The following is a 16,714-nucleotide window of genomic DNA, read 5'->3' as shown; positions in this document are numbered from 1 at the left end:
CCTTATCCCTTATTTTATAGCCGCTTTCACGTATTTTTAAAACCATGTTAAGTCCTCACAATAATGATTCGATCTAGACAAAATTATCAATTCCTTCTAAAATAGGAGTAGAGATTTACAACAAAAACGGAACTTATACCAATTCTTTATGAAGCTGCATCTAATTGATCCCCCCAACCCCCCTTGATCCCCCCTTAATCCCCCCTTAAAAAGGGGGGTTGGGGTGGCGAAGCCGGGGGGATCAGAAAAAGTTGCATGATTAAAAAGAAACGGAACTAAGGGATGTCTGGGTGAATCAATGGGGTTATGGGTCAGTTGCGTAGAATCGGATCGGTCTTTGCAGCTAACCCGGAATAACTGATGTTTCAAATTGGGGTGAAGACTATCAGGATATTTTTCTAAATTCATTGATTAACTTAGGATCAAAAAAATAATGGATAGACGCCAATTTTTAAAAGGTTTAGGCATTTTTGGAACCACTGCGATCGCCAGCGTTGGAAGTCACACTTGGATCGCCAAAAGTCTCGCCACGACTCCCCACCCCAAACGTTTGGTTGTGGTTTTTCTGCGGGGAGGAATTGACGGGTTAAATGTCGTCGTTCCCCATGCTGAAACCGATTATTATGAAGTCAGACCCACTATAGCCATTCCTCAACCCGGAAAGGAAAAGGGGGCGTTAGATCTCGATGGAAATTTTGGTTTACATCCGGCTTTATCTCCGCTTATTCCCTTTTGGAAAGACGGAACTTTAGCCTTTGTTCACGCTTGCGGTTCGCCCGACGAAACTCGCTCCCATTTTGATGCTCAAAAATACATGGAATCCGGCACACCCGGAAACAAAAAAACGGTAGAAGGTTGGATGAATCGAATGTTGGCTATTTTACCGGGACAAACACCAGTAGAAGCGGTCAGCGTGGGTTCAAATTTACCTTTTATTTTAGCCGGAAAAGAGTCTGCGAGCAATATCTCCCTACAAGGAAATTCTACTCGTAAACTCCCCATCGACCAAGATAAAATTCAGTCGGCTTTCGATCAACTCTACGCCAGTAACGATCCGCTGAGTTTGGCTTACCAAGAAGGTCGCGCCGCCCGAGATACATTATTAAAAAAACTGGAAGCGGAAATGGAGGAGGCGAATAATGGCGCCCCGCTTCCGAAAGGTTTCGCCGGAGAAACTCGACAACTCGCGAGTTTAATGGTGCGAGATCCGAGTATTCAATTGGCGTTTATGGATGTGGGCGGTTGGGATACTCATATTAACCAAGGTTCGAGTCAAGGTCAACTCGCAAACCGCCTAAAAAACTTAGGAGAAGGGTTAGTAACGTTGGTGGATAGATTGGGTGAAAATTACGCCGATACGACAATTTTAGTGGTGTCCGAATTTGGTCGAACCGTTGCAGAAAATGGCAATGGCGGCACCGATCACGGACGGGGAAATGCGATGTGGATTTTCGGCGGTTCGCTGCGGGGGGGGAAAGTTTACGGTCAGTGGCCGGGTTTATCGGAATCCGAACGTTATGAAGGTCGAGATTTGACAATTACAACGGATTTTCGAGAGGTGGTTTCGACGGTTTTATTGAATCAATTTCGAGTCAAACCCAACCAAATTGATCGAATTTTCCCCGGCTATAAACCCGCAGAAACCCTATCTTTATTTGCTTGATTCTTTAGGCGGTTAATGCTAAACTGGGTTTAACAATTGCCGGAACAATTCGCCCGGAAGCCATCCTAGCCCCGGCCAAATTGCGGGCGACTGGCCCCAGTTGCAAAGCCGCCAATCCTCCCATTAGGAATAACTCGCAACCCGGAAGGCGCAAATGCCGATCTAAAACGGGCAAACCGTCCACAATTTCTGCGGGATAAACGGGCAAAATCTTCTGAAGTAACGGGTGCTGACTGGCATCAAGTTGAGTTCCCGTTGCTAACACAATCCGGTCAAATTCAAGCTCGCCGCGATCGCATTTTACCCGCCAATTCTTCTCCCAAATTGCCGCTTTAACCTGACAATTTTCCCACAAAATTAATTTTCCTTGACGGATTGCCCGCCTTAGCTGTATCATCAGATTGGGAGTGATAGAACCGCCATCTCTTGCCTGTTGAATCATCTGCGATCGCACCCGCCAACAGGACTCCGCTTCAAACCCTTTGAGATACTTCGGCCCCAACCAGCCGGGTTCGGCGTCAAACAGCTTCTCCCGCAACTGTCGGCGCACCATCAGCGTCACCGTTGCTCCCCGTGCCATCATCCCCACCGCCAGGTGAGCGCTCGTCAAACCGCCCCCAACGATGAGAACCCGTTCCCCGGCCGGATAAAGTGATCGCAAATCAACCTGTTGGCTGTGAACCAACCGTTCCGGGGGAAAAGGCGAAGGAATCTTGCCCGCCCAGTCGGGAAGCTGAACCTCACCCCCTCCCGTCGCCAAAACCACCCGTCTCGCCCGAACCGTCCGCCCGTCTGCCAAAAGCAACTCAAACCGAGTTCCCCTCAACCCCCGCAACGGCAGAATACCGACCACCTGCGCCGCACAAACTCCCTCCGCCAGTTGCCAGCGTCGGACTACATCCCCACAAAAATCCTCAAATAGCTTGGTTCCGGGGAGGTCGTAGGGGGGAAATAGCTCGTGAGAACGATTCTCAGCAAATTTTCGCAGGGCGAAGGGGTTGGGGTCGGGGTGATGAACCGCAGGCGAACGCAAATGGGGAATGTCCTGGGCCGCAAACTGATGATGCCACCGACTCAACCACACCCCGCTGGGGTCAAAAACCCTGATTTTACCGTGTATTGGCTGTTTTTGCAGCAGGTGGGCGGCTAAGGTCAAGGCGTGAGGGCCGGCACCGATAATCGCAACGGAAACGAAGTCAGACATAAATCCGGGTCAATAATTTGATAATGGTTCTCATTTTTTGCTATATCTATCTATAATAATGATTATTGTTCCCGAAAGGAAGCGGCGATGATTACTGCGGTTACTGGCCCGCCGGGTGCGGGTAAAACCCACTGGATACGAGAACAAATTAGCAAAACCACAGAACCCGTTGGCTATTTCAACCCCGGAGAGGATTCTGTTGTCATTGATGGGACTTGTCTGGCTAGCGAATTTCCCCAGGTGCAAATTTTCACCTCGGGCGAGGAATTACAACTATTTAATCCCGAGTTAGTATCAACCACTTATATCGAGATTCCCTGGCATTTCGACCTATCTTCCGTAGAACCTTTACTAACCCGATTAAACTCAAAACGCATCGCCATCATCCCCTCATCCTCTGAAAATACAGAATGGGAAAACTGGGCAGATTCGGCGATTTTAGGAAATCAAAACATTGCCGAACCTTTCAGTAAAATCAATAATTATTCCGTACAAATTCATCGCAACCTACTCACCGGAGAAATTATTGACTGGACGAGTTTAACCCTGTTTTGGTTTGAACTCATTCAAGGGGCTTACGGGGAAGTCATTCGGGCAAAAGGAATTTTTGATATTGTTAGCGGAGAATCGATTTATGGGGATTTTGTAGCGGGAACAATCAATCAAGAATTTGTAGCTTTGGAGGTTCCCCTGTGGTTAACCGGAAGACCCGAACGGTTTAGCGGTTTGGAAATTGTCGGATTTAATTTGCAACTCAAAGAAATCTCCCAAACCCTGAAATATTGCTTCATCCCCGAATCCCAAATTGATTATTATCAACAACAAATTCAAACCTCATTACAAACCGAGGAGGAAGTCACCCCATGAAAATAGCAGTCATTTCTTGCATTCACGGAAACTATGAAGCGTTAAATGCCGTTTTATTAGATATCGACGAACAAAAGGCGGAAAAAATATATTGTTTGGGAGATTTGGTCGGTTACGGTCCCTTTCCTCACGCCGTCGTCGAACAAATTCGTTCCCTCGATATTCCCACCGTTCAAGGCTGTTGGGATGAAGATATTGTAGAAGGATTAAATGCTTGCGAATGCAGTTATCCGTCGCTGTTAGCCGAACGTCGGGGACGTTTCGCCCACGAGTGGACGCACAACAATATTTATCCCGAAACTCGCGAATTTTTAGCCCAACTTCCCCTAACTTTAAAAACAGAAAATCTCTGTTTTGTTCACGGTTCGCCCCACAGCAACCACGAATATTTAATGCCGAATATGGACGCATTTACCGCCCTAGAACGAGTCTTATCGGCCGAGGCGGATGTGCTATTTTGTGGTCACACTCATATCCCTTATCTTCGCAAGTTAGAAGGGGGTCAGCTTCAAGTCAAAATTAATCAACCCCATTTAAACGATGAACAAAACCTCAGTTTTACCACCCCTTTAAAACACATTATTAACGTCGGTTCCGTCGGAGAACCCCGTCACGGTCGCCCCAACGCCACCTATGTGATTTATGATACCGAGACTCAGGGGGCAACGCTGCGGGAGGTTGAATATGATTATCAAAAAACCTGTGCCGCCATCATCGAAAAAGGTTTACCGCCCATTTTTGCTTGGCGTTTAGCCCGAGGTTTGGAATATGCGGAAAAGGCGGATGACCCCACTCACGTCTGTGAGCGCTAAAAGCTTGCTTTCAATTTTGATAACTGTTATCATTCTTGCAAACCTTCCGGCCGAACAATGTCTATGGAAACTCTCCCCTCCTCCGCCCCGGATATTCCCAAACGGGGAATGCCCGTGACCATTATTACGGGTTTTTTGGGAAGCGGAAAAACTACCCTGTTGAATGAAATTCTCGCCAACAAACAGGACTTAAAAGTTGCGGTTTTGGTGAACGAATTTGGCGATATTAACATTGACGCTCAACTGTTAATCTCCACAGAAGAAGACATGGTAGAGTTGAGTAACGGTTGTATTTGCTGCACAATTAATGAAGGTTTGGTCGATGCGGTTTATCGGGTTTTAGAACGAGAAGAACAAGTCGATTACATGGTGATTGAAACCACGGGAGTTGCCGACCCGTTGCCGATTATTTTAACCTTTTTGGGGACGGAACTCCGGGAACTAACTCGCCTGGATTCTATTATTACCCTCGTCGATGCAGAAACCTTTACACCCGAACATTTTGACAGCGAAGCCGCCCTCAAACAAATTACTTACGGGGATGTGGTAATTTTAAATAAAACAGACCTGGCTTTCCCAGAAAAAGTAGAAGGATTGGAACGTTATATCAAAACCGTTAAACCGAGTGCGAGAATTCTACAAACCCAACAGGCTAAAGTTCCGCTTCCTTTAATTTTAGATGTTAGCCTCACCCCTGTTCAACAGTATCAAACCGCAGAAGAACATCGCCATTCCCCTCACTTACAAACCGATGGTTTTGTCTCCGTTCCCTTCAAAAGCTATTCCCCCTTTGATATCGACAAATTCGAGAAATTTTTAACCGAAGAAATGCCCGCAGAAGTATTTCGGGCGAAAGGAATTCTCTGGTTCAATAATAGCGAAATGCGCCACATTTTCCAACTCAGCGGGCCTCGGTACGATATCCAACTCGAAGAATGGCCGAGTTCGCCCCTGAACCAGATTGTGTTTATTGGCCGTCATTTAGATGCCAATAAAATCCGCCAACAGTTGAATAACTGTTTGGTTTTACAGCCGAGTAAATTGGCACAAGCCATGGGTTTAAAATTGTTTTAAATTCTAGTTTGTGTTTAATTGAATTGTAAAAACTTGTCGTTTACTTTAGGAACAAAACTCTAACTCTATGACCTTAGCAAACTCCTCGCCGAAGGGAAATCAAAACGGGAACTTACCGAATTTAAAAACTCAATCTGAACCCCCGGTTTCCGAAGAAGAAATGCGTCAAGCGGTGCGGACGTTGCTACTCGGACTCGGAGAAAATCCGGACCGCGAAGGCTTAAAAGATACCCCCAAACGGGTTGTTAAAGCCTTAAAATTTCTGACATCCGGTTATCATCAATCCCTGGATGAATTGCTGAATGGAGCGATTTTTCACGAACAAACCGATGAAATGGTGTTGGTGCGGGATATCGATATTTTTAGTTCTTGCGAACATCATATTTTGCCGATTTTAGGCCGCGCTCATGTGGCTTACATTCCCGATGGAAAAGTGATAGGATTATCTAAAGTCGCCCGCATCTGTGAAATGTACGCCAGACGGTTGCAAGTTCAAGAACGATTAACCGCTCAAATTGCGGACGCTTTGCAGGGTTTATTAAAGCCTAAAGGTGTGGCTGTTGTTGTCGAAGCCAGCCATATGTGTATGGTGATGCGGGGCGTTCAGAAAGTCGGTTCTTGGACTTCTACGAGTGCGGTTCGGGGCGTATTTGCTGAGGATGCAAAAACTCGCCAAGAATTTATGAGTTTGATCCGCCATACTCCCAGTTGGAGTTAGTTTTAATTCTCCAATTTTAATTCTCGAACTTTTCGCGTGCTATTGATAGGGGTGGGATGTATTCCCATCTCTATTTTATCAAATTTACCGGGAAACAGCAAGTTAAAATGTGGGCAATTTTAAGTGGAATTGAGGGAAATCTCAAGGCTTATGAAGCGGTGATTAATGATTTGAAACGACAGAATTTTCCTGTCGAAGAATTGTATATTTTGGGAGATTTAGTCGGACTGAATCCCCAAAGTGAAGCGGTTGTCGAACGGGTGAGGGAACCCCGGAACGGAGAATTAACCCCGCAAGTTTGTATCGGGTGGTGGGAAGAACAATGTTTTAATTTGTACGGTTTGGGCGGCAATGTAGAGGCGACAGAATTAAGAGAAAAATATGGAGCGGATGGGGTAAAATTATTGTGGGATTGTGTTTCCAGAGAAACGGTTCAATGGCTGAGACAACAACATTTTGGGTTTTTTGAATTGGATTGTTTGTTGATTCACGGAAGCAGCGTTAATGTGGGCGATGAATTAACCCCGGAAACGCCCCCTTGGAAATTGTTAGATCGGCTTCAACGGGTCGAAGCAAACCGTTTATTTTGTGGTCGTTCCGGTTTAACTTTTCAGTACGAGTTACAAACGGGTTCAATTTCCAGTTCCGTTTTAACTCTTAATGAACAACAACCCACTCAAACTTTTACCCCTTCTAAAAAACAGGTGATTGGGGTGGGAAATGTAGGCAGAGAACCGGGAAAAGCAAATTATACTTTATATCATCCCGGTACCGATTTTATCAAATTTCAGACCGTTTATTATTCTCCCTAAAAACACTGAGAATTAATCGGTAATTCTAACCCTTATTGTTTCCATTGTTTGAACTTTTGAAGCACAGATCGGGGACTGTTTGCTTCGGGACGGGTTAAAATTCCCTGGGAAGGACTGAACAGCAAAGCCAGAATAAACAATCCCGAAACCGTCAACACAATCGCCGCCCCCGAAGGAACATTCAGATAGTAGCTAATATACATCCCCGCCACGCTGCTAAAAATGCCAAAAATTGCCCCCAATCCCATCATTTGATGCAGTTCTTTCACCAACAAATAAGCCGTAATTGCCGGACCAATTAACAGCGAAACCACCAGCACAACCCCCACCGCCTGCATACTGGCAATAATCGTTAAAGTAATCGCAGAAACCAAGCCAATATTAATTAAATTTACCGGCAATCCCATCGCCTGCGCTCCCAAAGGATTGAACGTATAAAACAAAAGTTCCTTGTAAAACAGCCGAACGCAGAGTAAAATAAATAGCGTAATTATTAACGTTCTGACAACATCCTGGGTGGTGACGCTCAAAATATCCCCAAACAGAAAACTGTGCAAATCCAGCTTGCTTTCGAGAACCGTAATCAGCAAAATTCCCAAAGCCAAAAACCCCGAAAATACCAAAGCCATAGCCACATCTATTTTGACCCGAGATTGGGATTGAATCCAAGCAATAATTAACGTGCTGAGTGTTCCCGAAATAAACGCCCCCAGAAAAATATCAATCCCCAAATAAAACGCAATCGCCAGTCCGGGTAAAACCGCGTGGGCGATCACATCTCCCAACAATCCCATGCGCTGCACAATTAAATAACTGCCCACAACCGGACACAAAATCCCCATTAAAACCGCCACCAGTACGGCGTGGCGCATAAATTCAAAACTGAGCGGATCGGTAAACCAATTCATTAATAATCACCCCATTTAACCCCGCAATAAAATTACATTATCTCCGTAGGCTTTTTGTAGATTTTCTGCGGTCATTACTTGCGAACGGGTTCCCTCGGCGATGATGTGTTTGTTGATCAGCAAAAATCGGTCGTACTGGCGGGAAACTTCCCCCAATTCGTGGCCGACAACCAACAAAGTTTTGCCCTGGTGTTTCAACTCATCAAACACCTCAAAAATCACCGCTTCCGTCTTTTTATCCACCCCCACAAACGGCTCATCAAAAAAGAACAATTCCGCCTCTTGTGCCAGGGCTTGAGCCAAAAAAACTCGCTGCTGTTGACCGCCAGAAAGTTCGCCAATTTGTCGGTCTTTTAACTCCCACATTTCCACCCTCATTAACGCCGATTTTACCACTTCTTGAGAGTAGCGAGAAGGCGACCGAAACCATCCCGTGTGGCGGGTACGCGCCATCATTACCACATTTTTAACCGAGATCGGATAATCCCAATCAATTTGCGATCGCTGCGGAATATAAGCAACCCGGGCGAGTTGATCTTTTAAAGACCGTTGATGATAGCGGATCACCCCTTCCGACGCCGGAATTAACCCCAACATCGCCTTCAGCATCGTACTTTTACCCGCACCATTCGGCCCGATAATCCCCACCAGTTGACCCGCTTCCAGGCGAAAGCTGACATCCTCGACCGCACAAACCCCCCGGTAGTTGACCGCCAGATGCAGAACTTCTAACATCGTTCATCTTGGTGTAACATAATGATAATCATTATCGTAACAGAGGTCAGCCATGTTAGGAAATGTCAACCTCAAGCCCCTGGTGGGTTTAACCTTCCTTTGGGCGTCGGTCGGGTGTAATTCGTCACCTCAAAACGCTGCCAACCCGAACGGCGCAACTGCCCCCGCAGCCATAGAAACGGGCGTTACCCTTCCCTCGGTTGTCGCGACTACGAGTATTATTTGTGACTTAACCCGGCAGGTTGCCCAAGAAACGGTTAACCTCAACTGTTTGATGGAAGCGGGCGAAGACCCCCACGTTTATCAGCCCCAGCCCGAGGACCGCAAGGCGATCGATACCGCCAATTTAATTTTATACGCGGGGTACGACTTCGATCCAAGTTTAGTTCGATTGGTGGAAGCCACAAGCAACCCCGCCCCCAAAATTGCCGTCCACGAGGTCGCCGTCCCCCAACCGTTGATGGGAGAAGCCCACGATCACGGTCAGGGGAATGATAATCACGACCACGACCACGACCATGACCACGACCACGACCACGACCACGAACACGGCGAAGAATTGGCCCCCGATCCTCACGTTTGGCACGATCCCGAAAATGGTATTCAAATGGTCGGAGTTATTGCCGAATCTTTGGCAAATTTACAGCCGGAAAAGGCGGAACTTTATCAACAAAATGCCGAACAAATCGCGGCCGAACTTGCAGAAATTGACGGTTGGATTTTGTCTAAAATTTCCACCATTCCCCCCGATCAACAAAAGCTTGTCACCACCCACGATGCGCTGGGTTACTATGTGAATGCTTACGGTCTTTCCTACGAAGGGGCGTTGCAGGGATTCAGTACGGATGAAGCCCCAACTGCGGCGCGAGTCGGGGAACTGGTGCGGGAGATTCAAGCGGCAAATGTACCGACGATTTTTGCAGAATCAACGGGCAACCCTCAACTGCTCGAAACGGTTGCCAAAGAAGCAAAGATTCGAGTTTCCGAGCGAAAATTGTACGCCGATGGTTTGGGAGAAACCGGAAGCGGCGCCGAAACCTATCAACAAATGCTAAAATCAAATACGCGCACAATTGTTGAAGGCTTGGGCGGAAATTATACGCCGTTTACCGCTCAAAAATAAACCCTGTTGGCCGGAATAATTCACGCATTTTTTAGTCCGAAAATACTTTTTTACAGGTAATTATGGTGATTTCCTCGATGCAATCTCAATCAAATCTTGTTCTCAAACCGAGCGATCTCAAACAACTCGAACGCATTCGTCACACCTGCGCCCATATTTTGGCAATGGCAGTACAAAAGCTATTTCCTGAAACAAAAGTAACCATTGGCCCGGTGACAGAAACAGGATTTTATTATGATTTTGATCGCAAAGAACCGTTTACCCCGGAAGACTTGAACACCATCCAAACAGAAATGCGGCGAATTATTCAAGCCAATTTACCGATTATTTGTGAAGGGGTTGAACGGGAAGAAATCAAAGCCGAGATTGAACAATTGGGCGAACCCTATAAACTGGAAATTTTGGCGAAAATTCCCCCCGAAAAAACCATTACTCGTTATTTTATTGGAACGCCCGATGGGGGCAGATGGACAGATAAAACGCCCCCGCCCGAACCTTCTTTGATCGCTCCCGTTACGACTCCGCCGGGAGAATATTGGTGGGATTTGTGTGCCGGACCTCATCTGAATTTTACCGGAGAAATTCACCCCGATGCTTTTGCTTTAGAAAGCGTTGCGGGGGCTTATTGGCGAGGGGATGAAACTCAACCCATGCTGCAACGAATTTATGGGACGGCTTGGGAAACGCCCGAACAATTGCAAGTTTATTTTCAACAAAAAGAAGAAGCCCAACGCCGAGATCATCGTAAAATTGGACGGGAATTGCAGCTTTTTAGTATTGAAGAAGATGCGGGGGGCGGGTTGGTTTTTTGGCATCCCAAAGGTTCAATGATGCGTTATGTGATCGAAGATTATTGGCGAAATTCTCATTTAGAAGCGGGTTATCAACTGCTGTATACGCCCCATGTGGCAAACTTGGAACTGTGGAAAACATCGGGGCATTTTGATTTTTATCGGGAAAATATGTTCGATTCGATGACGGTTGAAAATCAAGCGTATCAACTGAAACCGATGAACTGTCCGTTTCATGTTTTGACCTATAAATATGACCTTCATTCTTATCGAGAATTTCCCCTGCGGTGGGCGGAGTTAGGAACGGTTTATCGCTACGAACGTTCGGGGGTATTGCACGGGTTAATGCGGGTGCGGGGCTTTACTCAAGATGATGCTCATATTTTTTGTTTGCCCGAACAAATTGCCGAGGAAATTTTAGGGGTTTTGAATTTAACTGAAAAAATATTATCAGATTTTGGCTTCACAAACTATGAGGTGAATTTGTCTACTCGTCCGCCCAAGTCTGTCGGAACCGATGCGGGATGGCAATTGGCAACAGAGGCGTTAATTGAGGCTTTAAACGCTAAAAATTGGGAGTTTGTGGAAGATGTGGGGGGCGGGGCTTTTTACGGGCCGAAAATTGATATTAAAATTCGAGATGCTATTGGCCGGTTGTGGCAGTGTTCGACGATTCAAGTTGATTTTAATTTGCCCGAACGGTTTGATCTCGAATATATTGCCCCCGATGGTAGCCGACAACAACCGATTATGATTCACCGGGCAATTTTTGGGTCTTTGGAGCGTTTTTTTGGGATTTTAATTGAAAACTATGCGGGGGATTTTCCCCTGTGGTTGGCTCCGGTTCAATTGCGTTTATTACCCGTGAGCGATCAACAACGAGACTCAACCGAAGTGATCGCTCATTCTCTGAAAAAAGCGGGTTTTCGAGTAGAAATTGACCGCAGTGGCGATCGCTTGGGGAAACAAATTCGTCAAGCCGAACTCGATAAAATTCCAGTGGTTGCAGTGGTGGGAAAACGAGAAGTTGAACAACAAACTTTGAGTGTGAGAACCCGACAAGCCGGGGAAATGGGTTCTCTGACTTTACCGGAACTGCAACAGCATTTACAAACTGCGATCGCCCAAAAAATCAACCTCTAGAATGAGTTTCAAAGCCGAAAAAGTTGTATAATAATTTCATCGGGGCGGCAGGAGTTTCTCAACTGGTTTCAACCCTTACCTGCCCCGATAATAGTTATCGTTAGCGACCAGGCACCGCCGGGGTCGAAAGCCGAAATGGAAGCGATCGCGAACCTGGAAGGGGTGGAAGTTCGCCACCTGTCGGGTTCTTTGGGACTCCACGAAGAACACCCCGAAGCCGTCATGGAAGCCGTTCGACCCTTTTTGCTGCAAAGCCAAACCTAATGTTATAGCAGTTCGCGCTGTTATATTTACAAATCCCAAGCACGAAGAATAGCCAAAAGCCTGATTATACGGAACTTTCCCCCCCTCTTGCCTCTTGCCTTTTGCCTCTTGCCTAGCGCGAAGCGCTATAGGTCGGATGTAAAACCGGTCAGGCGAGGCGATCGCCAAAAACCTGCGGTTCGCACTGCCATCCTACTTTTGCCCCTTGCTTTTTGTGCGATAATGGTTATCATTTTATAAAAGCCGAGGTTGAGCCATGGTTAACGCTGTTGCAAAAGATACAGTTCCCGTCACCGTCTTAACGGGATATTTGGGGGCGGGAAAAACAACACTGCTGAATCGAATTTTAACCCACGAACACGGTAAAAAAGTTGCGGTAATTGTCAATGAATTCGGAGAAGTTGGCATTGATAACCAGCTTGTGATCGATGCCGATGAAGAAATATTTGAGATGAATAACGGCTGTATTTGTTGCACCGTTCGGGGCGATTTAATCCGAATTATTGGTAACTTGATGAAACGCCGGGATCAGTTCGACCATCTCGTGATAGAAACCACCGGACTCGCCGACCCTGCCCCCGTCATTCAAACCTTTTTTGTCGATGAGGATATGCAGGAAAAACTGTTACTCGATGCCGTTGTCACCGTTGTGGATGCCAAACATATTTGGCAACATTGGGAAGCCGACGAAGCCCAAGAACAAATGGCATTTGCCGATATAATTTTACTCAATAAAGTCGATTTAGTCACCCCCGAAGAACTCGACGAACTGGAAAAACGCATTAAAAAAATGAACGTAATGGCGAAAATTTATCGCACCCAAAACGCCCAATTAGAAATGGAAGCGTTGCTGGGGGTTCGAGCCTTTGACGTGAAAAGAGCCTTAGAAATTGACCCGGAATTTTTAAACGAAGACGCCCACGAACACGACGAAACCGTTAAATCTGTCGCTTTAGTAGAAAGCGGGGAATTGGACGGAGAAAAACTCAATCAGTGGATCGGCGAACTCTTGCAAAATCAAGGCCCGGATATTTTCAGAATGAAAGGAATTTTGAATATCGCCGGCGAAGATCACCGCTACGTTTTTCAGGGGGTTCATATGCTGTTTAACGGTATCCCCGACCGCCCCTGGAAGCCCCAAGAAACCCGCAAAAATGAATTAGTATTTATCGGCCGCAACCTCAACGAAGAACAGTTAAAAGAGGGCTTTCGCCAGTGTTTGATTTAGGCAAAAACAAAAAAAATCGCACCCCTTCAACCCGATTAAAAACCCGCGAAAACCTAACGCTATCCGATTATATTACCGCCGTTAAATGGTCGCCCGAAGGTTGGCTCGCCGCCAGTTCCGCCTGCGGAGAACTTATCCTCTGGCATCAAAAAGAGCGGGTATTCGTATTACAATCGGAGACGGGAAAATCTATTGATTGTCTGTCCTTTTCTCGGGACGGTCAATATCTCGCCGCCGGGGGACAGGATGGCGTGGTGAAAATTTGGCACCTCCCCACCCAAACCCTCACCCCTCTCGACCCCACATCCGCCTGGGTTGACCAACTCGCCTGGAGTTCAACGGCCAACCAACTCGCCTTCAGTCGGGGTCGGACGGTGCAAATTTGGGACGCCGAAACCCATCGGGAGGTCGCGGGGTTGAACTTTCGCGACTCGTCGGTGTTGTGTCTGGCTTGGCACCCCGTCCTTGATACTTTGGCGGTTGGCGGCTATCAGGGGGTGAAAATTTGGCAGGGTTCCAACTGGGAGGATGACCCCCACGTGTTGCAAATACCCTCGGCCAGCCAAGCCGTCGCCTGGTCTCCCGATGGCAAGTATATCGCCTGCGGGAACCTCGATAGAACCCTGGCGGTGGTGGAATGGGGGAACCCCCATCCTTGGGTGATGCGGGGTTTTCCGGGAAAAGTGCGGTGTTTGGCCTGGTCGGACTCGCCGACGGTGTTGGGGGCGCCGCTGTTGGCCGTCGCCAGTGCGGAAGGGGTTGTCATTTGGGAAAAACAAGTTCAAGAAGAGGCGGGTTGGGAAGGTTGGGTGTTGGAAGGACACCGGGAAAATGTCACCGGAATTGAGTTTCAACCGGGTACGTTTCTGTTAGCTTCGGGAAGCGAAGAAGGGGCGGTTTGTTTGTGGCATTCGGCCGAAAAAATGATTCAAACCTTGGAAGATGGGGTTGATGGTTTTTCCTGTTTGTCGTGGCACCCTCAAGGAGAATTTCTCGCCGCAGGAGGACGGCGGGGAGAACTTAGAATTTGGTCAAAGTCTACTTCGGGACGGGGGTTTGCTCGAAAATAAAAGCCGGGGTTTTTTATTAAAAAACTAAGAGGGCTGATGTTGAGCGATTTATAATTTTTAATTCACCCAACATCAAATATAGCCCGATTTAACTCGCGGTTTTTTTTCGGGTAAAATACCAAATCAAGCTCACAATTCCCAATCCAAATATTGGGTCGGCTTCGGGAACTTTAGTGGCAATCATTCGCCGTCCAAAGTCATCCCCTGCCGTCGGATCGTTTAGCAATTCAGCGGTGGTTCGAGTGAAAAAAGCAACATCCAAATGCCGACGAAATCCAATGGGTAAATATGGAAAATCATTCCCGAAATCTGTGAGATGAACGTGAGGAATTGGTGTTCCCTCTGGAGCCGGAGCCGCAGACCAAAAATTGAGACCACTGGCAGAAACCAGATTTCCTTCATCATCAAATATGGGATTGTACTCTCCGATATCAATACCATTTGGCTCATCGGAAAAGCCCTCTTGAAGAATCTTTCCAGTTTGAGTATCAAAGTTGAAATTGAACTGCGAATAGGTAAGATGGTTGTCAATAAATTCTTGAATTAGATTTCCCTCCGGATCGTAAAATGCGATATTAAAGGACTCCAGATCGTCTCGACGAACAATTCCACTTTCATCTACTTGAGTCTCGTTGTAGCTGAAAAGACCTTCAGCCTGGTAGCCTAAAACCTGGCCCGTCCAGGAAAGGCGAAATGTTGCCGCTTGAGCGGGAGCGATGTTGAGAACTCCCAAGCCACCGAGAGTGATGCCTGTAACAGTTGCGGTGAGAGTTTGGTAGAAGCAAGTTTGAGTCATCGGATTGAATAAAAATGATAATCATTATTATTAATGATGTTCAAAGAATTTGTCAAGAAATTTCAGGTTTATATAAAGTAGAGTTACTAGATTTAAGGAACTGTATTCAGTCGATTATTGGCAACCGAGAACAGCAAAACCATAAAATGAATAGCCCCGAACTCTGGCAAGCAATCTTTAACGACTTCTAAAAAACAGGTGATTGGGGTGGGAAATGTAGGCGGAGAAGCGGGAAAAGCAACAATTACTTTATATCATCCCGGTACCGATTTTCTCAAATGTCAGACGGTTTATTATTCTCCGTGAGTTGTTGACGATTATCATTCTCAAGTTTTATTCCCAACTTCAAGGCGGGGTTATTTTCCCAGCGATCGCCAACGTGGGCGTAAATACAAGTGGTTCGCGGATCGGCGTGTCCCAACAAATCTTGAACCTGACGCAACTCCGCCCCCGATCGCGATCGCCAAAGTTCCCGCCGTGTGTCTCAAGCTGTGAGTCGATAAAGTTCGCCCTGGCGTGTGTTTTAACTCGGCTTCTTGGAGATACCCATCTACAATCAACCGAATTCCCCGCCGAGAAATGCGTTTTCCTCCGGCCCGATTTCCGACTGCAATAAACAGAGGACTCGAGGGTTTAAGCTGTCCTTCTGTTGCTTCTCGGCGTTCGAGATAAACCCTCAACAATTGGGCGATTTCGGGTGTTAGGGGTACGATGCGAATATTGCGCTTTCCTTCAACGCGAATCCCCCAATTTTTACCCTGCCTTACGATATCAGAAATATTCGCCCGATGCAACTCTACCGTTCGCGGCCCTTCTAAGGTTAAAATTGCCAAAAGAGCTTTATCCCGTGCAGATTTCAGGCTACCATCGTCGGTAATTGTGGCAAAGAAGTGTTCAACTTCCGAGGCTTCTAAATAGGTAATTTTTTCGGCGGGATCGCGTTTTTCTTTGGGTGCTTTTACCCCGGCTGCGGGGTTAACGGATAGCAGTCCTTTTTCCAATGCAGCCTGATAAAATCTTCGCACCACCGAGAGTTTTAAAGCGATAGTTGCGGGTTTAAAACCTTTTTTATCAATCATCCAGCGACGGTATTTTTTAATATCATCTTTGGTAATTTCAGCCGGATGAAGCTGTCTGTGATCGCACCAGTCGAGAAACTGAATGAGTTGGCGCTTGTAGGTAATGAGGGTATCCGTCGCCGCATCTCCGGCGCCGACATCGAGATCGAGAAAATCAGCAAAGACATTCAGAAGGCGCGCGACACCAACGGGAGAATTGGGTGATTGGGTAATTGAGGATTCCGGGATAGACATGGGGTGTAGTTGGGGTGTTTATAGAAATTCTATCTTATCTAATTCCGATAACTACCCTTACGGGAATTAGCGCCCGCCCCCCTCACCCTCCGACTTCCCAGACTTTTTTTCGGAAAATTACCCCCTTTTAGCGCGCGCCTCCATTAACCCCAGACTAAAATAAGTTTAGAGTTGAAGATTAAATACTCTCGGG

Annotated in this window: 17 protein-coding genes; 12 read left to right on the top strand and 5 right to left on the bottom strand. The window is 46.8% G+C overall.

Going from position 1 to position 16,714, the window contains the following annotated elements; all coding sequences use genetic code 11:
- Window positions 1-433 precede the first annotated feature (433 nt).
- Window positions 434-1,663 carry a DUF1501 domain-containing protein gene (locus ACL6C3_RS18785; RefSeq protein WP_413160560.1) on the top strand — a complete coding sequence of 410 codons (1,230 nt, stop codon included), beginning with the start codon at window positions 434-436 and terminating at the stop codon, window positions 1,661-1,663.
- Window positions 1,664-1,667: 4 nt separating this feature from the next.
- Here the strand turns inward: ACL6C3_RS18785 and ACL6C3_RS18780 are convergent, their stop codons facing one another.
- Window positions 1,668-2,867: an FAD/NAD(P)-binding protein gene (locus ACL6C3_RS18780; RefSeq protein ID WP_413160559.1), complete on the bottom strand. Its 1,200-nt coding sequence runs from the start codon at window positions 2,865-2,867 to the stop codon at window positions 1,668-1,670.
- Window positions 2,868-2,954: 87 nt separating this feature from the next.
- On the opposite strand from ACL6C3_RS18780, the gene ACL6C3_RS18775 reads away from it, so the two are divergent.
- From ACL6C3_RS18775 to ACL6C3_RS18755, 5 genes are all read left to right on the top strand, one after another.
- Window positions 2,955-3,734, top strand: a complete 780-nt coding sequence (locus tag ACL6C3_RS18775) for a GTP-binding protein (protein ID WP_413160558.1) — start codon at window positions 2,955-2,957, stop codon at window positions 3,732-3,734.
- Window positions 3,731-4,546, top strand: coding sequence for a metallophosphoesterase family protein (locus tag ACL6C3_RS18770; RefSeq protein ID WP_413160557.1), 816 nt, complete (start codon window positions 3,731-3,733; stop codon window positions 4,544-4,546). Before ACL6C3_RS18775 ends, ACL6C3_RS18770 begins: the two co-directional genes overlap by 4 nt.
- Window positions 4,547-4,603: 57 nt before the next feature.
- Window positions 4,604-5,620, top strand: a complete 1,017-nt coding sequence (locus tag ACL6C3_RS18765; protein ID WP_413160556.1) for a CobW family GTP-binding protein — start codon at window positions 4,604-4,606, stop codon at window positions 5,618-5,620.
- 67 nt (window positions 5,621-5,687) lie between these two features.
- Window positions 5,688-6,338, top strand: a complete 651-nt coding sequence (gene folE, locus ACL6C3_RS18760) for a GTP cyclohydrolase I FolE (RefSeq protein WP_413160555.1) — start codon at window positions 5,688-5,690, stop codon at window positions 6,336-6,338.
- Between the two features lie 107 nt (window positions 6,339-6,445).
- Window positions 6,446-7,150, top strand: a complete 705-nt coding sequence (locus ACL6C3_RS18755) for a metallophosphoesterase family protein (RefSeq protein ID WP_413168363.1) — start codon at window positions 6,446-6,448, stop codon at window positions 7,148-7,150.
- Window positions 7,151-7,182: 32 nt separating this feature from the next.
- Here ACL6C3_RS18755 and ACL6C3_RS18750 read toward each other — a convergent pair whose 3' ends face one another.
- On the bottom strand, window positions 7,183-8,058 hold the full coding sequence (locus ACL6C3_RS18750; protein WP_413160554.1) for a metal ABC transporter permease: 876 nt from the start codon (window positions 8,056-8,058) through the stop codon (window positions 7,183-7,185).
- A 15-nt stretch (window positions 8,059-8,073) separates the two neighbouring features.
- Window positions 8,074-8,793, bottom strand: coding sequence for a metal ABC transporter ATP-binding protein (locus ACL6C3_RS18745; RefSeq protein WP_413160553.1), 720 nt, complete (start codon window positions 8,791-8,793; stop codon window positions 8,074-8,076).
- Window positions 8,794-8,845: 52 nt separating this feature from the next.
- On the opposite strand from ACL6C3_RS18745, the gene ACL6C3_RS18740 reads away from it, so the two are divergent.
- The 5 genes from ACL6C3_RS18740 (at window position 8,846) to ACL6C3_RS18720 (ending at window position 14,412) form a co-directional block, all read left to right on the top strand.
- Window positions 8,846-9,916 (top strand): metal ABC transporter solute-binding protein, Zn/Mn family, encoded by a 1,071-nt coding sequence (locus ACL6C3_RS18740; RefSeq protein WP_413160552.1) that lies wholly within the window; start codon window positions 8,846-8,848, stop codon window positions 9,914-9,916.
- Between the two features lie 77 nt (window positions 9,917-9,993).
- Window positions 9,994-11,850, top strand: a complete 1,857-nt coding sequence (gene thrS, locus ACL6C3_RS18735; RefSeq protein ID WP_413160551.1) for a threonine--tRNA ligase — start codon at window positions 9,994-9,996, stop codon at window positions 11,848-11,850.
- A gap of 135 nt (window positions 11,851-11,985) precedes the next feature.
- The gene (locus tag ACL6C3_RS18730) at window positions 11,986-12,114 is read left to right on the top strand and encodes a hypothetical protein (RefSeq protein ID WP_413160550.1); all 129 of its coding nucleotides are present in this window, start codon (window positions 11,986-11,988) and stop codon (window positions 12,112-12,114) included.
- Window positions 12,115-12,370: 256 nt separating this feature from the next.
- Entirely contained in the window at window positions 12,371-13,342 is a 972-nt protein-coding gene (locus ACL6C3_RS18725; protein WP_413160549.1) for a CobW family GTP-binding protein, read from the top strand.
- Window positions 13,330-14,412, top strand: a complete 1,083-nt coding sequence (locus ACL6C3_RS18720; RefSeq protein WP_413160548.1) for a WD40 repeat domain-containing protein — start codon at window positions 13,330-13,332, stop codon at window positions 14,410-14,412. Before ACL6C3_RS18725 ends, ACL6C3_RS18720 begins: the two co-directional genes overlap by 13 nt.
- A gap of 88 nt (window positions 14,413-14,500) precedes the next feature.
- Here ACL6C3_RS18720 and ACL6C3_RS18715 read toward each other — a convergent pair whose 3' ends face one another.
- Window positions 14,501-15,208 (bottom strand): hypothetical protein, encoded by a 708-nt coding sequence (locus ACL6C3_RS18715; RefSeq protein ID WP_413160547.1) that lies wholly within the window; start codon window positions 15,206-15,208, stop codon window positions 14,501-14,503.
- Window positions 15,209-15,222: 14 nt separating this feature from the next.
- On the opposite strand from ACL6C3_RS18715, the gene ACL6C3_RS18710 reads away from it, so the two are divergent.
- Window positions 15,223-15,399, top strand: a complete 177-nt coding sequence (locus ACL6C3_RS18710) for a hypothetical protein (protein WP_413160546.1) — start codon at window positions 15,223-15,225, stop codon at window positions 15,397-15,399.
- A 165-nt stretch (window positions 15,400-15,564) separates the two neighbouring features.
- Here the strand turns inward: ACL6C3_RS18710 and ACL6C3_RS18705 are convergent, their stop codons facing one another.
- The gene (locus tag ACL6C3_RS18705) at window positions 15,565-16,521 is read right to left on the bottom strand and encodes a tyrosine-type recombinase/integrase (RefSeq protein ID WP_413160545.1); all 957 of its coding nucleotides are present in this window, start codon (window positions 16,519-16,521) and stop codon (window positions 15,565-15,567) included.
- Window positions 16,522-16,714: the final 193 nt, after the last annotated feature.

This window comes from Capilliphycus salinus ALCB114379, assembly GCF_047276495.1.
Taxonomy (GTDB): domain Bacteria; phylum Cyanobacteriota; class Cyanobacteriia; order Cyanobacteriales; family Microcoleaceae; genus Capilliphycus; species Capilliphycus salinus.
This window is presented reverse-complemented; position numbering and strand designations above follow the sequence as displayed.

Excerpts from the sequence above, each read along its gene's own strand:
- ACL6C3_RS18785 (WP_413160560.1), top strand. The coding sequence starts at position 434 with ATGGATAGACGCCAATTTTTAAAAGGTTTAGGCATTTTTGGAACCACT.
- ACL6C3_RS18780 (WP_413160559.1), bottom strand. The coding sequence starts at position 2,867 with ATGTCTGACTTCGTTTCCGTTGCGATTATCGGTGCCGGCCCTCACGCC.
- ACL6C3_RS18775 (WP_413160558.1), top strand. The coding sequence starts at position 2,955 with ATGATTACTGCGGTTACTGGCCCGCCGGGTGCGGGTAAAACCCACTGG.
- ACL6C3_RS18770 (WP_413160557.1), top strand. The coding sequence starts at position 3,731 with ATGAAAATAGCAGTCATTTCTTGCATTCACGGAAACTATGAAGCGTTA.
- ACL6C3_RS18765 (WP_413160556.1), top strand. The coding sequence starts at position 4,604 with ATGTCTATGGAAACTCTCCCCTCCTCCGCCCCGGATATTCCCAAACGG.
- folE (WP_413160555.1), top strand. The coding sequence starts at position 5,688 with ATGACCTTAGCAAACTCCTCGCCGAAGGGAAATCAAAACGGGAACTTA.
- ACL6C3_RS18755 (WP_413168363.1), top strand. The coding sequence starts at position 6,446 with ATGTGGGCAATTTTAAGTGGAATTGAGGGAAATCTCAAGGCTTATGAA.
- ACL6C3_RS18750 (WP_413160554.1), bottom strand. The coding sequence starts at position 8,058 with ATGAATTGGTTTACCGATCCGCTCAGTTTTGAATTTATGCGCCACGCC.
- ACL6C3_RS18745 (WP_413160553.1), bottom strand. The coding sequence starts at position 8,793 with ATGTTAGAAGTTCTGCATCTGGCGGTCAACTACCGGGGGGTTTGTGCG.
- ACL6C3_RS18740 (WP_413160552.1), top strand. The coding sequence starts at position 8,846 with ATGTTAGGAAATGTCAACCTCAAGCCCCTGGTGGGTTTAACCTTCCTT.
- thrS (WP_413160551.1), top strand. The coding sequence starts at position 9,994 with ATGCAATCTCAATCAAATCTTGTTCTCAAACCGAGCGATCTCAAACAA.
- ACL6C3_RS18730 (WP_413160550.1), top strand. The coding sequence starts at position 11,986 with ATGGAAGCGATCGCGAACCTGGAAGGGGTGGAAGTTCGCCACCTGTCG.
- ACL6C3_RS18725 (WP_413160549.1), top strand. The coding sequence starts at position 12,371 with ATGGTTAACGCTGTTGCAAAAGATACAGTTCCCGTCACCGTCTTAACG.
- ACL6C3_RS18715 (WP_413160547.1), bottom strand. The coding sequence starts at position 15,208 with ATGACTCAAACTTGCTTCTACCAAACTCTCACCGCAACTGTTACAGGC.
- ACL6C3_RS18710 (WP_413160546.1), top strand. The coding sequence starts at position 15,223 with ATGATAATCATTATTATTAATGATGTTCAAAGAATTTGTCAAGAAATT.
- ACL6C3_RS18705 (WP_413160545.1), bottom strand. The coding sequence starts at position 16,521 with ATGTCTATCCCGGAATCCTCAATTACCCAATCACCCAATTCTCCCGTT.